Origin of the sequence: Hydrogenophilus thiooxidans (genome assembly GCF_019049855.1) — a bacterium.
In the GTDB taxonomy this organism is placed as follows: domain Bacteria; phylum Pseudomonadota; class Gammaproteobacteria; order Burkholderiales; family Rhodocyclaceae; genus Hydrogenophilus; species Hydrogenophilus thiooxidans.
The window spans coordinates 74,410-93,709 of the sequence record NZ_JAHLSY010000001.1; the positions used below are offsets into that span (position 1 = coordinate 74,410).

Genomic DNA, 19,300 nt, shown 5'->3' on the forward strand with positions numbered 1-19,300 from the left:
TCTTTAGTCGCAATTGAGGAGGTCTCTCTGGGCCGCTCAGGAATCTGGCGCTTGTTGCGATCGCGCCGGGCAGGCGACAGGGCGGGACGGATCGCTGCACCAGGCACCCCATGAGCCCGGATAGAGGCGCGCCATGGGCAAACCCGCATGGACCCAGGCCAACAGATTGTGACACGCCGTCACCCCGGAGCCACAGTAATGGATCGCCTGCGCCGGATCGCGCCCCGCCAAGAGCGTTTCAAATTCGGCGCGCAACTGAGTAGCGGCGCGAAACCGGCCGGTTGCCGGATCGACATTCGCGCGAAAAAAACGGTTAACCGCCCCCGGGATATGGCCCGGAACCGGGTCAAACGGTTCCACCTCACCGCGAAAACGGTCCGGCGCGCGGGCGTCGATGAGCAAGACATCAGTCCGCTCTCGCGCCACTACGACCTCCTCGGTTTCAACGATCGGTAGACGCCATCCCGGCAGATCGGGCACCCGGTAGCGGAACGGCGGAAGCGGCGCCTCTTTGGTCACAGGCAATTTCGCGCTGCGCCAAGCGCGAAAACCGCCATCGAGCACCGCAGTTGCCGCGTACCCGCAGGCGTGGAGCATCCACCATGCGCGCGCGGCATTCATCCCGTCCCACTCATCGTACAGAATCACCTGGGTCTGAGGTGTAATCGCTGAGCGCGCGATCAATTCAGCAAAAGCCTCGATCGCGGGAAGCGGATGGCGCCCAGTTCCCACCCCTTTGGGTCCGGACAGATCCCGTTCCAAATCCCAGAAAAAGGCGCCCGGAAGGTGGGCAGCTCGGTACAGCGCCGCGCCCGCATCGGGATCGGCAAGCTCAAACCGACAATCGATCACGACAGCGCGACCCGTCGCGATCCACGCCTGCGCCTCTTCTACGCTGATCAGGGTATGACGGTAATCGAGCCCCATAGCATTTTGCCGTCAAGTTATTTGTTTATAACTATAAACCGAAATGGACAAAGCAGCACCCCCCAGAAAGAGGATGCTTTTCACCTTTTTGGGTATTCATCGCGATAGGGTGCATGCCAAGCGGGGTCAATCGCCAGAGGGACGACGCCGTCCGATCATCGCTGCAGGGAAGCGTACCTCAGAAGCAGCACGGCGGCGGCGCTGACCGGCATAGTCAGGAAGGTCGGCATCGAGTTCAGAGGCCGCAACCAGTTTTTGAACCAGAATCTGGATCGGCGCGGTCAACCACTCCTCTTCGACCCAAGTGGGCGCAAACGAGAGCGATCGGACCCCCTCGGGTATCTCTTCGGGGGGAATCCGTTCGTTTGCGGCGTGCGCAGCCGTGAAAAAAGGCCCTGCGATATAAAGCAGCTCCCAACCGCCTCCAGGCGTTGGCTGGATGATCCAGACCTTCGCCCCTTCGGCCCTCGCTTCCACATCGTCAATGACGTCGGGAAAGACGGGAACGACGCAAAAGAGGGGCTGCCCTTCGTTCAACGCAAAGCGAACAGCCTCAGCGAAAGGCAAACGTCCGGTCTCGTCGATGCGGTACATCCTTTTTCTCCTGTTGGGGTTGTCCGCCTCAAGGGTAAAATCGCTTCGTCAGTTCCTCTATAACCCTAAGGAACTAAACCCCGCTCCCCGAAAGGGATAAATCGCACACCCAATGGGCAGCTTGTCGCAGTTTCAGAAAAAAGTTATGCTGCGATTACATTTGTTTGGACTTCGTGAGGGAACGACCTATGCAATTTGACAAAACGCTCGACGCCCGCGGACTCAACTGCCCGCTGCCGATCGTCAAGACCAAGAAAACGCTCAGCGAGATGAGCTCCGGACAGGTCCTAAAAGTGATCGCGACCGACCCCGGTTCTGTCAAAGATATGTCGGCGTTTGCTAAGCAGACAGGGAATGAGCTGGTGGGACAGGAGCAGGAAGGTAACGCCTACGTCTTTTACCTGAAAAAAGCCTAATTCCAATTGCTCGCCCACATAACGGGGGGCCGTGGGAGAGCACGACCACCGGGCGTGGGCGCAATTGCCACCCACATGCATACTGGAGGGGAGATGAGTAAGAAATTAGCGATGATCGCAAGCAAAGGAACGCTGGATTGGGCGTATCCTCCTTTCATTCTCGGTTCCACCGCAGCATCGCTCGGTTATGAAGTGGCGATCTTCTTCACGTTTTACGGGCTCGAACTGCTGAAAAAAGACCTGAGCGGTGTCAAAGTCAGTCCTCTGGCCAACCCGGCGATGCCGATGCCCGTTCCGATGCCCGTTCTGGTGCAGGCACTCCCCGGCATGGAAGCAATGGCAACGATGATGATGAAACAAAAGATCGCGAAAAAAGGGGTAGCGAACCTCGAGTCGCTTCGCGATATGTGCCGCGAGCTCGACGTCCGTTTCATCGGCTGCCAAATGACGATCGATCTCTTCGATATGAATCCCGACGACTTCATCGACGGCATTGAACTCGGCGGTGCGGCAACCTTTTTCGAGTTCGCCGGCGAAGCGGATATTACCCTCTTCATTTGAGTACCTGAGCCGCTAAGGATCTGCTGCGATGGAATGGACCATTCACCATACGGTACTCGCCGGTGCCCTGGGAACTGGGATAGTTGTCGGCGCAATCGCGAATCGCTCCCATTTCTGTACGATGGGCGCAGTCTCTGACTGGGTCTTCATGGGGGATCTCTCCCGCATGCGCTCCTGGTTCTTGGCAATAGCGGTCGCGCTTCTCTTGACGCTCGGCCTTGAAGGTGTTGGCGCGGTCGATCTCGATAGTGGGCTCTTTCCACCCTACCGCAACGGCAATTTGCAATGGGTTCGTCACCTGCTTGGCGGTTTCCTCTTTGGAATCGGAATGACTCTGGCAAGTGGCTGCGGGAACAAGACGGCTGTCCGTATCGGCGGGGGTAATCTCAAGTCGCTCGTCGTCCTTGCCGTGATCGGTTTGATCGCCTATTGGCTCGTCTGGCGAAACGGCTATGCGCTGCTCGAGCCGATTGCTTCTTTCGCGGCGATCACCTTCCCCACGCAGGAACTCTCCCACCTGCTCTTTGGCAGCAAGGCAACGCTCCTTTTGCACTTGGCGTTGGGCGTTGCGGTGGCGGCAGCGCTGCTCATTTTTGCGTTTCGCGACGCAGAATTTCGCCGTAACCGCGAACTGATCGCGGCTGGCCTCGTGATCGGCGCAACTGTTGCATTCCTGTGGTGGCTCACTGGCGGCACCCCTGGCACGGCATGGCGCGAATACGCCGAATTTGCCGATGTCGCTCCTAGCCGCGTCAACACCCAATCGCTTACCTTCATCGCGCCAATGGGTGATCTCGTCCACTACCTCACCGCCCCCAGCGAGACGCAACGGCTCAATGTCGGCTTGATGGTACTGATGGGCGTCGTCCTGGGCTCATTCGTCTATGCGCTCATCACCCGGAGTTTTCGCATCGAATGGTTTGCCGACTGGAAAGACTTTCGTAACCACCTCGTCGGCGCAGTGCTCATGGGGTTTGGTGGGATCCTCGGCATGGGCTGCACGTTCGGTCAAGGGATCACCGGCCTCTCGACCTTAGCTTTTGGCAGTATGCTCACCCTTGTGGCGATCATCGCGGGCAGTTACGCAACCCTCAAATTCCTCTACTGGAAAATGATGCATGAGGAGGGTTGATCTCATTAAGCGCGCATTTGCCTCCCCCCCCGATCCTCGCTATTCACCCACGCTCTGGCAACGGTGGTGGGAGGAAAAAAGCGCGAACTACCCGGTTACTCCAGACGAGCTCATCGTCGAAATTACCAACCCCGAAAGCCCAACGCCGGCCGAGCGACGCGCTGTTTGCGAGCGAATTCAGCGGTTCGGCGTTGCCGTGTACCGTTTTCAACCGTCACTCAACCGAGTTGCGAGCAGTTCGCTCAAACCCTACCTCCTCCGTTTCGCCGGCGCATTTGGTCTGAAGCGGCTAGACGCCAACCTGCTGGCTGACGATGATGGAATCACACCGATCACCGTTCACGAAAGCGGCGAACGCGCCCGCTACATTCCGTATACCAACCATCCGATCCAGTGGCACACCGACGGGTACTACAATGCCCCGCACCGAAGGGTGCGAAGCCTCGTTCTGCATGCCGTTCGCCCCGCCCTTTCCGGGGGCGAAAATCGCCTGTTTGACCCGGAAATGCTCTATCTGCTGCTGGGCAACGAAAATCCCGACTATCTGGACGCACTCTGCGCCGCTGAGACGATGAACATTCCGCCGGGACGAGATCCTGACGGGTATGAGCGCGATTGGAGTAAAGGGCCCGTCTTTTTTTGGGAGCCATACCCAGAGGGCGTCCGTCTTGAGATGCGCTATACCGCGCGGCAGCGAAACGTCGCCTGGCGAGATGACGCAACAGTAGCCGCGGCCCGCGCAGCTGTGACACGCACCCTCAACGATCCAGCTAGCCCCTACTGCCTCAAGATTCGCTTAGAAGCGGGCATGGGGCTGATCGGACACAATATTCTTCATACGCGGGAACCCTTCGTCGACGCCCCCGAACCCGAGAAGCGTCGGCTTCTTTTTCGGGGGCGTTTCATCGACCCGCTGTGCGCGCTGGAGTAACGAACTCGGTTGCCTTTTGGGAAAGGGAAACCTTACCCCTGCGGGGTAAGGCTCAGAACGGCGTTGAAACAACCGCTTGGTTAAACCACTTGATAGTAGAGGTTTTGCGGATGGCGCGCCTCAGCAAAGAAATACCAACGCTCGGCAAGCAATCCGCCATATTGGAGAAGAAAAACCAGAAGTGCTGGGACACCCAGGAGTAACAACACAACTGGTGCAAGAAAGCCCGCGCCAAGTGCTGCGATGAGCACCGCTCGCACCACCTCTGGCGGTTGTCCGTGGAAATACTCCCGCATGTTGTAGTTCCCCCCCATCGACCCTTGGGAAATTTGCCGGATCCGCTGGTGATGAACGCCGATGGCGCGCGCGGTCGAATAGGGAGGAATGCGTGCATTACGCCACAGCGACACCCCACGACCTACCAATGCGATCAGCGTCAGCCAAAGCGCAGCCTTCGCTAACATCGGTGCTACCGCCGGAGCCAACCCTTCGGCGATGCCCGCTGTGAGGAGCGCGCCAGAGGCAACCCCCATCAGGAGGTAATTGACGACGGTAATGGGGTGCGCCCATTCACGCAATACCTTCACCGCAGCGTAGATCATTCCTGTGCAGACATAGAGCGCGATCGCCAAAAACGCCATCACGCTGCCCCAAGCGGCAGCAGCGCGCCAATCTCCTTGCCACAACAGCAGCAACCAGAGCAGTTCCGCAAAACCGAAAAGGGGAAGAACGATCACCTCGCGCGACAACCACGAGGTGCGCCAACAGGTTACCGCACGCCAAGCGCGCTCAGGATGACCCAGGTGGAAAAACGAGGCAACCAAACCGGCTGCAAGCAAAAGCAGCGAAACGCCTCCCGTCGTGAGATAGAAAGCAAGGGGGGCGTCGGGGCCACTGCCTTTTGCTAAGAAGAGCGCGTAGAGAATGATCGCCGCCCCTTGGGCTGCCCCAATCAGGGTTGTCAGAAACAAAACAGAAAAAGCAGGCCGCATCTTAACCCATCTCCTCTTCGATCGGTTGCAAACCGGTAGCGTGTGGGGCTTCGTCGTGTCGCAAGGGATTTTCTGCGCGTACCACCTGCGCCTCGTCGATTGGCAACACCGTTTTACTCCTCGGTAGATAGTGGTTTGCCGGGCGCGTTCCCAGTTCGGGCATGAGCTGGAACCCCCCCTCTTCCCGAATTCGGCGCGAAACCTCAGAGTCGGGATCATGAATGTCGCCAAAAATCCGCGCACCAGCAGGGCAAGCCAGAACGCATGCGGGCTTTCGGCGCGATTCAGGCAGAGACGTGTCGTAGAGCCGGTCGACACAGAGGGTGCATTTGGTCATTACCTTTCGCTCTTCGTCAAATTCGCGAACGCCGTAGGGGCAAGCCCATGAGCAGTATTTGCAGCCAATGCACTTGTCGTAGTCGACCAACACGATGCCGTCGCTTTTCCGTTTGTAGGATGCGCCGGTGGGGCAGACGGGAACGCAGGGAGGGTCTTCGCAATGCAGACACGATTTGGGCAAATACCACGTTTCGGTATTCGGAAAAGTGCCGACTTCATAGCTCAAAATGCGGTTGAAGAAGGTACCGTTTGGATCTTTCCCGTAAGGATTGAGGTCAGCAAGTGGCCCCGCTTCACCCCCTGTGTTCCATTGTTTACAGTTGGTCACACAGGCGTGACAGCCGACACACACATTGAGGTCGATCACGAGCGCAAACTGCGTCATTCCATCACTCCTTTAGTGAGGTGATAAGCGACCACCCGCTTCGGACGCTCAACCATCCCCGGTATTGCTTCTGGCTGAGGGTCGAACTGCGGCCAGCTCTCCTTCGGTTCCCCCGGGGTGGCGGGATAGATCCTAACCCGCACATCGAACCAGGCAGCTTGGCCAGTGATCGGATCGGAGTTGGAGATACGCCCCGCACCGAAAGGAAGCTCTTCGCTGATCAGATGGTTCAGCAAGAAACCTTGCTTGGCCTCGTTGGCATCAGGGGAGAGATTCCATGCCCCTGCAGCTTTTCCGATTGCGTTCCACGTCCAGACGGTGTTCGGTTCGACCGCTTCGCTGTAGCGGCACAGGCAACGCACTTTGCCCCACCGCGATTCGACCCACATCCATCCGCCGTCGGCGATCCCCGCCGCTTTCGCCGTCTCAGGATGCACATAGAGAAAGTTAAACGTGTGGATCTGACGCAGCCAAGCGTTCTGCGAATCCCAAGAGTGGTACATCGCCATCGGGCGTTGCGTCAGGGCTCGGAGCGGAAAACGTTGGGTGTCGGTCTGTTCATCTTCGATCGGCGGATACCAGAACGGTAGCGGATCGAAAAACCGCGCCACCCGCTCGCGGAGCGCCTCGGGCGGTTGTCTTCCGGGGCGCTTGCCCTGCGCTGCCAGACGGAAACGTTGCAAAATCTCTGAGTAGAGATGGATGGTGATCGGGTCGAAATCGCGGCGGAAACCGACCTCTTGCGCCCATTTCAGATAGTCGCGATTCCAGTTGCGCATGTAGCGCATCCCCGGCGGCAGCTTATAGTGGAAAACACAGCCGTGTTCCTCGTAACGCTTCCACTGCGACGGGTTTGGGGTGCCCCGTAGCGCCAGGTCACCGTTCTCGCCGCGCCACCCCGCAAGGAAGCCGATCCCCGACCCGGGCTGTGTTTCAAAGTGAACGATGAAATCGGGGTAATCGGCATACTTACGGCTGCCGTCGGGATTGGTAAACGCCGGCAGTTTCAAGCGATAACCGAGTTCTAGGAGCACCTCTTGAAAGGGTTTCACCCCAGCAGGCGGTTCCACCACGGGCACCCGGCACGAATCGACCGGCCCGTCGAACTCCGAAATCGGACGGTCAAGAAGCGACAGGCAGTCGTAGCGCTCCAAATAGGTGGTATCGGGAAGCACCAGATCGGCGAACGGGACGGTCTCCGAATAAAAGGCGTCACACACCACCAGGAAGGGGATCTTGTACTCGCCATCAGGCCGTTTGTCGGTGAGCATCCGCCGCACCTGGGCGGTATTCATGCTCGAATTCCACGCCATGTTGGCCATGAACAGAAAGAGGGTATCGATCGGATAGGGATCGCCCCGCCACGCGTTGGTAATCACGTTGTGCATCAAACCGTGGGCCGATAGCGGATGCTCCCACGAAAACCCTTTGTCGATCCGCAGCGGATTGCCCTCTTCATCCACCGCAAGATCCTCTGGAAACTCCACCCACCCCAACGGGGCAGTCTTGAGCGGCGAATTGGGAGCGACCGCTTCGGGACCGTTCGGCGGGCGAACATTGGGTGGCACCGCGCGCGGATAAGGGGCACGATGGCGGAACCCGCCTGGTCGATCGATCGTTCCCAGGATCGTCATCAAAAGCGCAAGGGCACGAATCGTCTGAAACCCGTTGGAGTGCGCCGCCAGGCCGCGCATTGCGTGGAACGCCACCGGGCGGCCAATCACGCGATCGTGCTTTTCGCCCCACCAATCGGTCCAGGCAATCGGGAGCTCCAACTGAAAGTCACGCGCCACAACCCCCATCTCGTGCGCCAAACGCCGAATCCGCTCGGCGGGGATGCCGGTAATCTCGCTCGCCCATTGGGGCGTAGCGGTTTCGAGCCGCTCCCAGAGCAGTTGAAATGCGGGTTTGACTGGCGTGCCATCTGCCAGTTGAAAGGCACCAAAGAGCGCCGGATCGCACTGTGCGCTGTGGTCGGGAACCGCACAGCCTTTGTTTTTGTCCCACCATGCGAAGTTATGCGGGCGCAATGGGTTGATGATCGCCCCTTCCGGATGACGGACAAAGAGACCATAGTCGGGCGAATCGGGGTCTTGATTGACCAGAAAAGCCGCGTTGGTGTAGCGGATCAGAAAATCGCGGTCGTAGAGCCCCAATCGAACCAGCTCGTGCATGAGTGCAAGAAACAGCGCGCCATCGGTGCCGGGGCGGATCGGAATCCACTCGTCCGCAATCGCTGCGTAGCCGGTCCGCACCGGGTTGATCGCGATAAAGCGCCCGCCTCTGCGTTTGAACGCGCTGATCTCCCGTTTGAGCGGATTGGAGTGGTGATCTTCCGCAGTACCGATCATCACAAATAGCTTGGCGTGTTCGAGGTCGGGGCCGCCAAACTCCCAGAATGAACCGCCGATCGTATAGATCATTCCAGCGGCCATATTGACGGAGCAGAACCCCCCATGCGCGGCGTAATTGGGCGTACCGAATTGACGCGCGAACAAGCCGGTCAGCGCTTGCATCTGATCGCGACCGGTAAAGAGGGCGAACTGCTTGGGGTCGGTGGCACGGATGCGCGCCAATCGCTCTTCCAGGATCGCAAACGCCTCCTCCCAACTGATCGCTTCAAACTCCCCTTTCCCCCGCTCAGCCCCTTGTCGCCGTTTGAGCGGCACGGTGAGGCGTGCCGGCGAATACTCTTTCATGATTCCGGATCCCCCCTTCGCGCAAATGACACCCGCGTTGAGGGGATGGTCTGGGTTGCCTTCGATATAACGTACCTTGCCGTCCTGAACATGGACGAGAATGCCACAGCGACAGGCACACATGTAACAGGTAGTGGCCTTGACGCCGTTTCGGATCGGTTCGCTTGCCTCGTACATTGCTCTTCTCTGATGCTATTATTAGCGGCAATTCTATTGTTATAACAAAGAAGAGAATCCCCCCTAGAAGGGGAACACCAAAGGCGTAGGAGAGATGACCTTGAATGGGTATTCGTCCAACACCCCAGTTCCGGAAGGATTGAGTGAGGCGCTCGAAGCGGTTCTCGCAGTCACCGGCGCCACCGCTGCTGTGATCCGCCTCTGCGATCTGCACAACCACACGGAACATTGTGAAATTGCGGTGGGGCTAAGTAGCGATCAACTTGCCTTCGAACGAAACCGGTCCAACTGCGGCGTATGCGCAGAAGCGATCCAAAGCGACCAAGTCAAAAGTTCCGCAGACGGTTGTGAACTGTTACGGTTGTGCCAAAACGACTTTTTCATTCCGGATCATCGCCCACTTGCCCATACCTTAGCCGCTCCGCTCAACTTTCGCGGCCGACCGATCGGGGTACTGACCCTTTTCTTTGACCATCACCCGAGCCGAACGGGGTGGTGGCGACGGCTACTGACCCCTTTAGGGCAACTGATCGGCCTTTCGTTTGAAAACATTCGACTTGAGGAGATGCGTTCGCGACTCTGGCTGATGCGCTCAAAGCAGCTCCTTGCAGCGGAGCTGCACGACGGTTTGGCGCAGCGCCTCACCTTTGCACGGATGCAACTACGGTTGGCGCTTCAAGAAGCAAGCGATGGCACGCAAGCCTATCATGCCCGACTGCATACGCTTGAGGAGCTCCTTGCGGCTGCCCATCGCGAAGTTCGAGAACTGATCCGCTGTTTCACCACCGAAACCCCGCACACCGACAATTACGACTGGCGAACGGTCGTGAAACGTTTTGCCGAAGAAAACCCCAACATCCAAGTCACCATTGAAGCGGATGAGCCGCCTACTTCGCGCGATGCGTTCGTTGCCGAACAGCTCTACTTCATCGTTCAGGAGGCGCTCAACAACATCCGCAAACACGCACGTGCCCATCGAGTGACCCTCTCGTGGCGCACAAACACCATGCCCCATACGCTTACAATCCAAGACGATGGCGTTGGCCTCTCCCCCTCATCCGTTTCCCACTCCGATCCCCCGTTTGGGTTACAATTGATGCGCAAACGCGCCGAAGCGATCGGCGCCGAATTGCAGATCGACTCCCCGGCCACAGGGGGAACGATTGTCCGCGTGGTCTTGAAGGATCCTGCCCATGAGCTGTGAAACCCCCACCGTCATTCTCATTGAAGATCACCCGCTCTGCCGCAAAGGAGTTACCGATCTTCTTCAGTCGCCTGCGGGGGGAATGAAGGTGATCGCAGCCCTCAACACGATCGAAGGGGCGCTTGAGCTCATCCGTGCAAAAGCGCCGGATCTGGTCTTGATCGACTTACGGATCGGTTCAGGCGATGGTCTGGAACTTCTTGCCGAATGCCGTAAAGCGGGAATCACTACCCGCTTTGCGATTTTGACGATGAGCGAAGAAAAAGAGCACCTTGCCACCGCGCTGCGCCTAGGGGCAAACGGCTATTTTCTCAAGGACATGGACCCGGAGGACCTGCTGAAAGGGATCCAGCGCGCTGCGCGCGGCGAGTTGGTCGTTGCGCCGGAAATGGCAAGTAAACTTGCTGCCATTCTTCAAGAGAAGGATTCACCGCGGCACGCCAATACGCCACTGGCTGCACTCACCGAGCGCGAACTCGAGATTCTCGGTTACCTCGCCAACGGGAAAAGCAACAAAGAGATTGCGCGCTACCTGGCGATCTCTCCCGATACGGTGAAACTGCATGTGCGCCATATCCTTGCCAAATTGGGATTGACCTCACGCGTCGAAGCCGCCGTGCTCGCAGTCAAGTATGGTGTCACTGGGCAAAAGAGCCAATCCGTATAGTCGCATCTTTGCCTCAAACATCGTCGGAAGTCACCGAGGCAACCTGCAACGAGCCTTCCCAACCGGGTGCAGCCGGCAAAGCGCCGGTGCGCTCCTGAGCCACCCCCCCGACGAAAAGGATCGACGGCGCCCCCACGCCAAACGCTTCAGCAAGCGCGGGCAATGTCTCCAAACGACCGCGCAGCACCTTTTGCTGCGGCGTCGTTGCCCGTTCGACCAACGCAGCGGGCGTCTCCGGATCTCGTCCGTGGGCGATCAATTGCCGAGCGATCTCAGCAAGTCGGTGCCGCCCCATATAAAAAGCCACCGTCAAATGGGGGGAAACGAGCGCAGGCCAATCGTAATCATCGGACTTCGCCACCTGGCGGTGGCCGGTAGCAAAAAGGCAGCCGTGCGCGTGATCCCGATGGGTCAGCGGAATCTGGGCATAGGCTGCCGCGCCAACCGCTGCAGTGATTCCCGGCACAACCCGAACGGAAATCCCTTCGGCGCGCAAGGCATCAACCTCCTCACCCCCGCGCCCGAAGACAAAGGGATCCCCCCCTTTCAGGCGCACCACTCGGCGCTGCGCACGAGCCGCCGCGATCATTCGGGCAATCGTCTCCTCTTGAGAAACGTGGTGACGGCCCCGTTCTTTTCCGACGAAAACCCGCTCTGCCTGCGGGGAAGCAAGCGCCAACACCTCCGCGGATACAAGGTTGTCGTAGAAAATCACCTCCGCTTGCGCAAGCAAATTGAGCGCATGCACAGTCAAAAGGCCAGGATCACCAGGACCTGCGCCAACCAACGCAACCGTGCCAGGTTCCAGTTCTGCGGTCAAGGACGCGAGAGAAAAAGGGACAGCCATCGTTGAGCTCCTCAAAAAGCTAGGCAAGCGCCGCAGCCATCGCCGCATCGACCGATGCGGAAAGGAAAGCATCGGTCCAGCGCCATTGCGGCAGATTGCGCAGATGGGCATAACTGGCTAAGGTCCGGTGGACGACCAGACCATCATGACCCCCATCGATCCCGTGGCCCCGCACCACCGACCAGGCAAAGCGAGGAGGCACGCTCTCCAACCACGTCAGCGACGTGTAGTGAAACTCATGCGCAAGTAGCGGCGGCTGGTTGATCAACTGCTGCGCCTGCTGCCATGGGTGGTCCGGTAAGGGGCTTAGCGCAACGTAACCCCGACCCACCGGTCGCGCGTGTAACGAAATCTCCGCCGGGAAAAGGCCACACATCGGATAGACCGCGTCGCTGACACGCAGCCGCTCTGCCAGATAAATCAGCCCCCCACACTCGGCATAGGTAGGCAAACCGTCCCGACAGGCCGCGAAAATTTCGGTGCGCAATGCGCGATTTTCGCTCAGAACTTCAGCCGCACGCTCTGGGAAGCCACCGCCCAACCACAACGCGTCACACTTGGGCAAACGGCGATCTGTGGTGGTGTCGAAGGGAACCAGTTCGACCCCCAGTTCGGCAAAACGGTGCAGATCTTCGTCGTAATAGAAGTGGAAAGCTTTGTCGTAGGGATAGGCAAGGCGAAAACGGACGGCGAGTCGACACCGCCGCTGCACTCGGACAAAAGGGGGAGCGCAGCGAGTGAGTTCCTCATCTTCCTCCTGAGAGGATTGCGCCTCCGCGGTTTGGGACGCGACCGGTGAATGGCGTGCAGCTTGCGTAGCGGCCAGCAGCGCGTCCAGATCGACCCCCGCCTCCAACCAGGCGCGCAACGCCTCGATACGGGACTCCGCCACCTCATCCTCACAAGCGGGCGTCAATCCGAGGTAGCGCTCTTCGATCGCCGCTGAAGGCCCGAGCTGCGGAAGCGAACCAAAAACCGGAAGACCGACGTAATGGTCAATCGCAGCGCGCACCTTTGCCTCATGGCGAGAACCGGCTACGCGGTTGAGGATGAGACCAGCACACCGTACTTTCGGCGCAAATTCGAGTACCCCAAGAAGCCAGGGGGCAACCCCCCGCGTCATCCCCTTGACGTCGACGACAAGCACCACCGGCAGATCGAGCGCAACCGCCAGCGCCGCGTTACTGTCGCTGCCATCGAGCGCCATCCCATCGTGGAGCCCTTTGTTGCCCTCGACGAACGCGACATCGGCCTCCTCACTCTGGGTGGCAAATTGCCGGATCGTCTCAGGAAAACCGGTCAAATAGGGATCGAGGTGATAACAGGGGCGCCGCGCCGCAAGCGCCAACCACGCAGCGTCGATGTAATCAGGCCCTTTCTTAAAGGGTTGAACCCGCAGGCAGCGCGCCCGCAATGCCGCTGCCAAGCCGATGCTCACCGATGTCTTTCCTGACGATTGGCGCAGCGCGCTCAAATAGAAGCGGTAAGTCACGGCACATACCTTGCGCGCAGCAAGCGAAGGTTACCCATCGCGTCGGGGTACGAATGGCCAGACACGGGCACCGACCAGAATCACCGTTACCGCAAGCGCAAAACCACCCAACGCAAGGCCGATCTCAGGCAATGAGGGGATATAGGCGGCTACCTGACCGTCATCGAAGCCGCTTGCCACCACTTCGTACCCAGGGAACGGCTGCAACGGGTAGGCTTGCCCGCCGATAATGAACGCGTAGAGAAAAGCGATCCCTCCCAACACCACTGCCAACGAACTCAGCAGCATCGAGCGGCGCGGCTGATTGCGCTTATTGAGTAACCAGAAAAGCGGCAAAAGGTTACCGATCGCCACGTAACCGAGCCAAAAAACTGCGGTAAATTGCCCCCCTTTGAGCAGAAGAAAGCGCACAAACGCGCTGTTTCGCTCGAAATAGGCGAGAGTCATGAGATGGACAACGACGAAATAGAGTGACGCGGCAACGAACACGATCAAGAGCTTGCGCAAACGATCCTGCAGGTCGGTTAGCGGTACCAACTCAGCGAACGCTTCCAACCCTGCTTCAGTGAGCAAAAAGAGCGCCAACCCCCACGCAAGCGACAGCGCGATGAAGGTCGGTGCGAGCATCGCGCTTCCATACCCGTCACGGCCGACGAGAAAACCGAAAATCAAGCCGGTACCCGACGTGAGGATCAACCGCCACAAGAAGACCGCAACGCCTGCCGCTTTTGCGTAAGGCTTCCCAAAAGGGGAGTAGATCGTCCAGAGATAGAAGACCGCAAGCGCCAAGAGACCCGTGTAGAGGAAGACGTTCCAGGCAAAGATCGATGTGAAATTGAAATGGGTCATCGCGACGGTCAATCGCCCCGGTTGCCCAAGGTCAAGAACCAAGATCGCCAATCCAGAAACCAAAAGGGCGATGCTCAGCCACACCGAGAGCGGCGCCCGCGGCTTATACTCGACCCGTTCAAAAACCGACGCGATCGACGCCACATTGAGCGCACCGGAAGCAGCGACGATGAGAAAAATCGCGGCCACGTGCGGCGTCCCCCAGACGATGTGGTTGCTCATCCCGGTGATCGCGTGCCCCCAGTGCTCCATCGCAAAGAAGGAGAGCGCCCCCCCGGCAAGAAAAAGCGCCAAGAGCGCAAGCAGACGCCAGTAGCGTGCCGACAAGCGGTAATGATCGAGGGCAATGGTCATTGCGGCCATCGGTCATACTCCAAAGAAACGAACACCGGGATCGAGTTTGAGATCGCTGCGCAACGGACGTGCGTTGAGTTCCCGTACCCGTTGCGCAATTGCACTGTGTGGGTCGTTGAGGTCACCGAAAAGGAGCGCACCAGTAGGGCACGCCGCAACGCAAGCGGGCTCTTTCCCTTGATCGACGCGATGAACGCACAGCGTACACCCTTCTGCACACCCCATTCCCCGAGGAACTTCCGGTTTTTGCGTCGTGACAGGGGCATGAACGAAATTACGCGCTTTATACGGGCACGCCATCACACAATAGCGGCAACCGATACAGGTATGGCGGTTGACCAAGACGATGCCGTCTGCGCGTTTGAACGAAGCGCCGGTAGGACAGACATCGACGCACGGCGGATGGGCGCAATGCATGCACATCGCGGGAAAAGAGCGTTCCGCGCCACTTTTGGGGTCACGCAGTGTCACTTTACGAATCCACCGCACGTCGGCAGACGATTGCGGCAGCGGCAAGCCATTCTCCTGATGGCAGGCGAGCACGCAGGCGTCACAATCGGCGCGGCAGCGCGTTGCGTCGATCAATAACCCCCATCGCACGCTTGCTGAAGCGCGGCGCACCCCTTCGTCCGCCGCTGCAACCTCGTGCCCCACGCTCATGAGGAAAATCCCAGGGGCAAGCGAAACCGCGCCCATCGCCGTAGCTACCGACGCCAAGAAGGCGCGTCGCGAACGATCGGTTTCTGAGATTTCCCGATCGCGACAAGAATCGTTCCTGTTCATCGCCCCTCCCCGGAACGCCATGCCGATTGCGTGCCCAGCGTTCCTTGGTGACAATGGAAACAGTCGAGTTTGACCGCTACATAGTCGTGGCAGGCACGACAAAAATCGCGTTCGCTCGCAACGACGGAGTGGCTCTGAGCACCCGCATGGCAACTGACGCATTGCGCAAGCTGCACCCGCGCACCCCGTTCTCCCAAAACGACGGTACGGTGCTTCTGCTCATGAAGCATCTTCGGGTGATCTCGCCGCATCGTCGCAGCATCAGCAAGACAAGGTCCCCGCTCGGGATAAACCGTTACCTGCGGGGGCCCGCCCGCTAACGCGACTACCGCGATAGTGAGAGCGCACAAGGTAACCAACCACGCGCGCCATCGCCGCAACAGAGCGGCATGATGCCATCGGGAACGGGCGACCATCATTCCCCCAACCCCATCTGGATATAACCGGTCGGACACACGTCGTGGCAGATATGGCATCCCACGCAGCGATCGTAATCGGTGTACACGTAGCGACCGGTGGTTCGCTCGTTCTTCGGTACCCGCTTCACCGCCTCCTGCGGACAATAGACGACGCAGTTATCGCACTCAAAACAGAGGCCGCAACTCATGCACCGCTTTGCCTCCGCAACTGCTTCCTCTTCCGAAAGCGGGAAGATCCGCTCCGCAAAGTTACCGATCGCCTCTTCGGCATTGAGCAGAATCTCTTTGCGTTTGTGGCGCGGCGTATAGGTGAAGTGGCCCAGAAACAGTTCTTCGTGCGGAATCACATAGCGGTCGTTACGGATCTCAATGTTGTGCACCACATCTTTGGTCTGGTCACTTCCGCGCAGCGGCGCGGTCACCCGACCCGGTGCTTTACCCGATTCGATCAGCTTGCGCAAAATATCGAACGAATGGACGTCGATTTTTGGCCGCCGCCCCAGCTCTTCACCAGCTAAGAAGCGGTCGATGTTCTCGGCAGCGATCCACCCTTGGCCAATCGCAGTCGTCAAGAGGTGGGGTCGAACGGCATCCCCCCCGACAAAGACATTGGGGTGGCCTTTGAGTTGATAGTTGCTGTCAACCTCCAAACGGCCATTCACCGCCAGCGACTCAAACCCAGTGAGATCGAGCTCCTGACCAATCGCAGAGACGAAAATATCCCCTTCCAGCTCGAATTCGGTACCGGGAATCGGCGTAATCTCAAGGCGACCTTTGAGCAATTTCGCTTCGCACTGCGCGACGACCAATGCGGTTCCAAGACCTGTGGCCGGGTCACGCTTGAGCGCAACGGGGACAACGCCACCGATGATCTCGATTCCTTCGGCAAGTGCATGCTCTAGCTCATGTTTGCTTGCCTGCATCTTGTCGAGCGGAAAGACCGAGGTCAGTTTCACCTCGACCCCTTCGCGCGCAGAGAACTCCATCACGTCAGCAGCAGCGTACCCCTCAGGGGGCAGTTCGTGATCGACGGGGTGGTCGTGTTTGATGTGTCCTAGGCGCCGCGAGACCGTCGCGACGTCGATCGAGGTATCGCCCCCGCCGACGATCACCACCCGTTTCGCAACCGCTTTCAGCTCGCCACGGTTGAATTTCTCAAGAAACTCGACCGCAGTGATCACGTTGGCCACCTGATCGACGTCAGGCAGCATCAACTTACGCCCTTTTTGCGCGCCAATTCCAATGAAGATGGCATCGTAGTCGCGCTGCAGCGCTTCCACGGTCACATCCCGACCGATCTTGACGCCGCACCGCAACTCGACCCCAAGCGCCAAGATCCGGTCGATCTCTTTTTGAAGGACTTCGCGAGGGACGCGATAACCGGGAATGCCGTAGCGCATCATCCCACCCGGTTCGTCTTTCGCTTCGAAAACGGTCACGGTGTGCCCTTTGAGGGCGAGCTGATACGCTGCGGAAAGACCGGCGGGGCCGGCACCGATCACAGCGACCTTTTTTCCAGTCTGTTTTTCGGGTTTGCGGAATTGCCACCCTTCGGCGAGTGCCTTTTCACCCAGGAAGTGCTCAACGGAATTGATGCCAACATGGTCCTCGACCTCGTTGCGGTTGCACCCCCGCTCACACGGCGCCGGACAGACGCGACCCATGATTGCCGGAAATGGGTTTGCTTCGGTCAGCCGTCGCCACGCGTATTCGAACGCGCTCATCACCGGTTTGCCATCTGGGCCAACCGGCGGTTTTTCGATGCCGCGCACGATGTTGAGGTAACCGCGAATGTCCTCACCGCTGGGACAGCTTGCCTGACAGGGGGGCGCTGAGAGCTGGTAGGTGGGGCACTTATAAGACCAGTCACCCTGAAAAATTTTGTCGTGGAAATCGCGCCATCGGTTATCGCCGTCGCGAAAACGACGAAAGGTCAATTTGGTCTCTTGTAGGGTTTCGGTTTCGCTCATTGTCTTCTCCACTGTCATAGGGAACTGCGTTACCCGTTTTGTCCTAGGCGGATTGCGTTACTGACCAACTGATGAACGCCCCCCACCATCCCCATCTTGAACCCATAAGCAGGCAAGACCTTCGTGAATTGCGCTTTGCAAATCGCACAAATCGTCGCCATGAAATTGACCTTGTGCGTCTCTACCACCTCGCGCAAGGCCGCCATGCGCGGCGCCGCCCCTTTGATGCGCACATCGAGCAGGTCATCGGTGAGCAACCCTCCGCCACCCCCGCAGCAAAAGGTTCGTTCGCGGATCGTTGCCGGATCCATTTCGACGAAACGGTTTGCCACTTTTCGGATAATCGCGCGCGGAATTTCAAATGCACCATCGGGGGTATCACCCATACGGGAACCGCGCGCCACGTTACACGAGTCGTGGTAGGTAACCGTAAGATGGTCATTGGCTTCCGGATCGACCTGAATCGCACCGCGCTGCAGAAGATCCCACGTCACCTCACAGATGTGGCTCGGCTGCTTATAGCGATGGTCGAGCTGCTTTTGCAGCAGATGACCATAGCGGTCATCTGGGTCGGCACCCGATCCCACGCCAATCAGGGTATTCCAGAAACTGTAAGCAACGCGCCAGGCGTGGCCACATTCGCCAACCACCACCCGCTTCACACCCAGATCGAGCGCGGCGTCGCGGATGCGGTGCGCGATTTTGCGCATCTGCTGATGGTTGCCGATGAAGAGGCCAAAGTTACCCGCTTCCGAGGCTTTGGTCGACAAGGTCCAAGAGATTCCCGCGGCGTGAAAGACCTTGGCGTAGCCGATCAGACTATAGATGTGCGGTTCGGCGAAGAAATCGGCAGAAGGGGTAACCAACAGCACCTCTGCGCCCGCTTCATCGAGCGGGAAACGGATATCGAGCCCCGTCTCCTCTTTCAACTCCTCTTCAAGCCCTTCCAGGGTATTGCGAAGTGCTGGAGCCGTCAGTCCTAAGTTGTTGCCGATTCGGTGGACTTTACCGATGATCTCGCTGGTGTATTTCTGCCCGTAGCCGATATGGTTGAGAATTTCGCGCGCTGCCATCGTAATTTCAGCGGTATCGATTCCGTAGGGGCAAAAGAGCGAGCAGCGCCGGCACTCCGAACATTGATAAAAGTAGCTGTACCATTCGTCGAGTACGTCACGGGTTAGGTCACGCGCCCCAACGAGCTTCGGAAACCACTTACCTGCAAAGGTAAAATAGCGGCGATAGACGCTGCGCAGCAGCTCTTGCCGCGCGACCGGCATATTTTTTGGGTCTTTGGTCCCCAAATAGTAATGACACTTATCGGTGCAGGCGCCGCAATGCACACAGGCATCGAGAAAAACCCGCAGCGCCCGATTTTCTTGCAGCAGTTCCCCCATTCGGGCGATCGCCCGAGCCTCCCAGCCCTCACTCAGTTCCGGAGCAAATCCGATCGCGCCCTGAATCTCGGGAGGTGCCGGAAAGGATCGCACCCCAGCCATTGCGTCAGGAGTGAACTGGTCGATCGTTGTCGGATCAAGCGTGGGGACGGCGGTTGGCGTAGCCAT

18 protein-coding genes are annotated in these 19,300 nt (G+C 58.7%); 6 read left to right on the forward strand and 12 right to left on the reverse strand.

All coding sequences use genetic code 11. The annotated features are described in order from the left end of the window. Positions 1–36: 36 nt before the first annotated feature. Both KUL93_RS00340 and KUL93_RS00345 read right to left on the reverse strand, forming a co-directional pair. Complete coding sequence (locus tag KUL93_RS00340) at positions 37–927, reverse strand: sulfurtransferase (RefSeq protein ID WP_217125143.1); 891 nt, start codon at positions 925–927, stop codon at positions 37–39. Positions 928–1,053: 126 nt separating this feature from the next. Beyond that, positions 1,054–1,521, reverse strand: coding sequence for a hypothetical protein (locus tag KUL93_RS00345; protein WP_217125144.1), 468 nt, complete (start codon positions 1,519–1,521; stop codon positions 1,054–1,056). Between the two features lie 188 nt (positions 1,522–1,709). Here KUL93_RS00345 and KUL93_RS00350 point away from each other — a divergent pair, with 188 nt between their 5' ends. The 4 genes from KUL93_RS00350 (at position 1,710) to KUL93_RS00365 (ending at position 4,561) form a co-directional block, all read left to right on the forward strand. Then, positions 1,710–1,937 carry a sulfurtransferase TusA family protein gene (locus tag KUL93_RS00350; protein WP_217125145.1) on the forward strand — a complete coding sequence of 76 codons (228 nt, stop codon included), beginning with the start codon at positions 1,710–1,712 and terminating at the stop codon, positions 1,935–1,937. A 93-nt stretch (positions 1,938–2,030) separates the two neighbouring features. Further along, positions 2,031–2,498, forward strand: a complete 468-nt coding sequence (gene dsrE2, locus KUL93_RS00355) for a sulfur carrier protein DsrE2 (protein ID WP_217125146.1) — start codon at positions 2,031–2,033, stop codon at positions 2,496–2,498. Between the two features lie 28 nt (positions 2,499–2,526). Then, positions 2,527–3,630, forward strand: a complete 1,104-nt coding sequence (locus tag KUL93_RS00360) for a YeeE/YedE family protein (protein ID WP_217125147.1) — start codon at positions 2,527–2,529, stop codon at positions 3,628–3,630. Beyond that, positions 3,617–4,561: a TauD/TfdA family dioxygenase gene (locus KUL93_RS00365; protein WP_217125148.1), complete on the forward strand. Its 945-nt coding sequence runs from the start codon at positions 3,617–3,619 to the stop codon at positions 4,559–4,561. Before KUL93_RS00360 ends, KUL93_RS00365 begins: the two co-directional genes overlap by 14 nt. 80 nt (positions 4,562–4,641) lie before the next feature. On the opposite strand, the gene KUL93_RS00370 is transcribed toward KUL93_RS00365, so the two are convergent. Genes KUL93_RS00370 through KUL93_RS00380 form a run of 3 tightly spaced genes read right to left on the reverse strand, consistent with a single transcriptional unit; the run spans position 4,642 to position 9,153 of the window. Further along, on the reverse strand, positions 4,642–5,553 hold the full coding sequence (locus KUL93_RS00370) for a dimethyl sulfoxide reductase anchor subunit family protein (RefSeq protein WP_217125149.1): 912 nt from the start codon (positions 5,551–5,553) through the stop codon (positions 4,642–4,644). A 1-nt stretch (position 5,554) separates the two neighbouring features. Continuing rightward, entirely contained in the window at positions 5,555–6,277 is a 723-nt protein-coding gene (locus KUL93_RS00375) for a 4Fe-4S dicluster domain-containing protein (RefSeq protein WP_217125150.1), read from the reverse strand. Beyond that, a complete protein-coding gene (locus tag KUL93_RS00380; protein ID WP_217125151.1) occupies positions 6,274–9,153 on the reverse strand; it encodes a molybdopterin oxidoreductase family protein in 2,880 nt (959 codons plus the stop codon). Before KUL93_RS00380 ends, KUL93_RS00375 begins: the two co-directional genes overlap by 4 nt. 94 nt (positions 9,154–9,247) lie before the next feature. Between KUL93_RS00380 and KUL93_RS00385 the strand changes: the two genes are divergently transcribed. Next, positions 9,248–10,357 carry a GAF domain-containing sensor histidine kinase gene (locus tag KUL93_RS00385; protein WP_217125152.1) on the forward strand — a complete coding sequence of 370 codons (1,110 nt, stop codon included), beginning with the start codon at positions 9,248–9,250 and terminating at the stop codon, positions 10,355–10,357. Next, on the forward strand, positions 10,347–11,024 hold the full coding sequence (locus KUL93_RS00390; protein WP_217125153.1) for a response regulator: 678 nt from the start codon (positions 10,347–10,349) through the stop codon (positions 11,022–11,024). The genes KUL93_RS00385 and KUL93_RS00390 overlap by 11 nt, the downstream gene beginning before the upstream one ends. A 13-nt stretch (positions 11,025–11,037) precedes the next feature. On the opposite strand, the gene cobA is transcribed toward KUL93_RS00390, so the two are convergent. From cobA to dsrK, 7 genes are all read right to left on the reverse strand, one after another. Continuing rightward, on the reverse strand, positions 11,038–11,871 hold the full coding sequence (cobA, locus tag KUL93_RS00395; protein WP_217125154.1) for a uroporphyrinogen-III C-methyltransferase: 834 nt from the start codon (positions 11,869–11,871) through the stop codon (positions 11,038–11,040). A 19-nt stretch (positions 11,872–11,890) separates the two neighbouring features. Then, on the reverse strand, positions 11,891–13,363 hold the full coding sequence (locus KUL93_RS00400; protein WP_217125155.1) for a cobyrinic acid a,c-diamide synthase CobB: 1,473 nt from the start codon (positions 13,361–13,363) through the stop codon (positions 11,891–11,893). Between the two features lie 30 nt (positions 13,364–13,393). Beyond that, a complete protein-coding gene (nrfD, locus tag KUL93_RS00405) occupies positions 13,394–14,575 on the reverse strand; it encodes an NrfD/PsrC family molybdoenzyme membrane anchor subunit (RefSeq protein ID WP_217125156.1) in 1,182 nt (393 codons plus the stop codon). Positions 14,576–14,578: 3 nt separating this feature from the next. After that, positions 14,579–15,349, reverse strand: a complete 771-nt coding sequence (dsrO, locus tag KUL93_RS00410) for a sulfate reduction electron transfer complex DsrMKJOP subunit DsrO (RefSeq protein WP_217125157.1) — start codon at positions 15,347–15,349, stop codon at positions 14,579–14,581. Next, positions 15,346–15,600 carry a hypothetical protein gene (locus KUL93_RS00415; protein ID WP_217125158.1) on the reverse strand — a complete coding sequence of 85 codons (255 nt, stop codon included), beginning with the start codon at positions 15,598–15,600 and terminating at the stop codon, positions 15,346–15,348. The genes dsrO and KUL93_RS00415 overlap by 4 nt, the downstream gene beginning before the upstream one ends. 164 nt (positions 15,601–15,764) lie before the next feature. Continuing rightward, entirely contained in the window at positions 15,765–17,738 is a 1,974-nt protein-coding gene (locus tag KUL93_RS00420; protein WP_217125159.1) for an NAD(P)-binding protein, read from the reverse strand. A 29-nt stretch (positions 17,739–17,767) separates the two neighbouring features. Continuing rightward, positions 17,768–19,300: a sulfate reduction electron transfer complex DsrMKJOP subunit DsrK gene (gene dsrK / locus KUL93_RS00425; protein ID WP_217125160.1), complete on the reverse strand. Its 1,533-nt coding sequence runs from the start codon at positions 19,298–19,300 to the stop codon at positions 17,768–17,770.

Bases quoted from the DNA above. Each gene is read 5' to 3' on its own strand.
- KUL93_RS00375 (WP_217125150.1), bottom strand. From the start codon at position 6,277: ATGACGCAGTTTGCGCTCGTGATCGACCTCAATGTGTGTGTCGGCTGT.
- nrfD (WP_217125156.1), bottom strand. From the start codon at position 14,575: ATGGCCGCAATGACCATTGCCCTCGATCATTACCGCTTGTCGGCACGC.
- dsrE2 (WP_217125146.1), top strand. From the start codon at position 2,031: ATGAGTAAGAAATTAGCGATGATCGCAAGCAAAGGAACGCTGGATTGG.
- KUL93_RS00350 (WP_217125145.1), top strand. From the start codon at position 1,710: ATGCAATTTGACAAAACGCTCGACGCCCGCGGACTCAACTGCCCGCTG.
- dsrK (WP_217125160.1), bottom strand. From the start codon at position 19,300: ATGGCTACGCCAACCGCCGTCCCCACGCTTGATCCGACAACGATCGAC.
- KUL93_RS00360 (WP_217125147.1), top strand. From the start codon at position 2,527: ATGGAATGGACCATTCACCATACGGTACTCGCCGGTGCCCTGGGAACT.
- KUL93_RS00340 (WP_217125143.1), bottom strand. From the start codon at position 927: ATGGGGCTCGATTACCGTCATACCCTGATCAGCGTAGAAGAGGCGCAG.
- KUL93_RS00345 (WP_217125144.1), bottom strand. From the start codon at position 1,521: ATGTACCGCATCGACGAGACCGGACGTTTGCCTTTCGCTGAGGCTGTT.
- KUL93_RS00385 (WP_217125152.1), top strand. From the start codon at position 9,248: ATGACCTTGAATGGGTATTCGTCCAACACCCCAGTTCCGGAAGGATTG.
- cobA (WP_217125154.1), bottom strand. From the start codon at position 11,871: ATGGCTGTCCCTTTTTCTCTCGCGTCCTTGACCGCAGAACTGGAACCT.
- KUL93_RS00415 (WP_217125158.1), bottom strand. From the start codon at position 15,600: ATGCGGCGAGATCACCCGAAGATGCTTCATGAGCAGAAGCACCGTACC.
- KUL93_RS00420 (WP_217125159.1), bottom strand. From the start codon at position 17,738: ATGAGCGAAACCGAAACCCTACAAGAGACCAAATTGACCTTTCGTCGT.
- KUL93_RS00380 (WP_217125151.1), bottom strand. From the start codon at position 9,153: ATGTACGAGGCAAGCGAACCGATCCGAAACGGCGTCAAGGCCACTACC.
- dsrO (WP_217125157.1), bottom strand. From the start codon at position 15,349: ATGAACAGGAACGATTCTTGTCGCGATCGGGAAATCTCAGAAACCGAT.
- KUL93_RS00390 (WP_217125153.1), top strand. From the start codon at position 10,347: ATGAGCTGTGAAACCCCCACCGTCATTCTCATTGAAGATCACCCGCTC.
- KUL93_RS00370 (WP_217125149.1), bottom strand. From the start codon at position 5,553: ATGCGGCCTGCTTTTTCTGTTTTGTTTCTGACAACCCTGATTGGGGCA.
- KUL93_RS00365 (WP_217125148.1), top strand. From the start codon at position 3,617: ATGAGGAGGGTTGATCTCATTAAGCGCGCATTTGCCTCCCCCCCCGAT.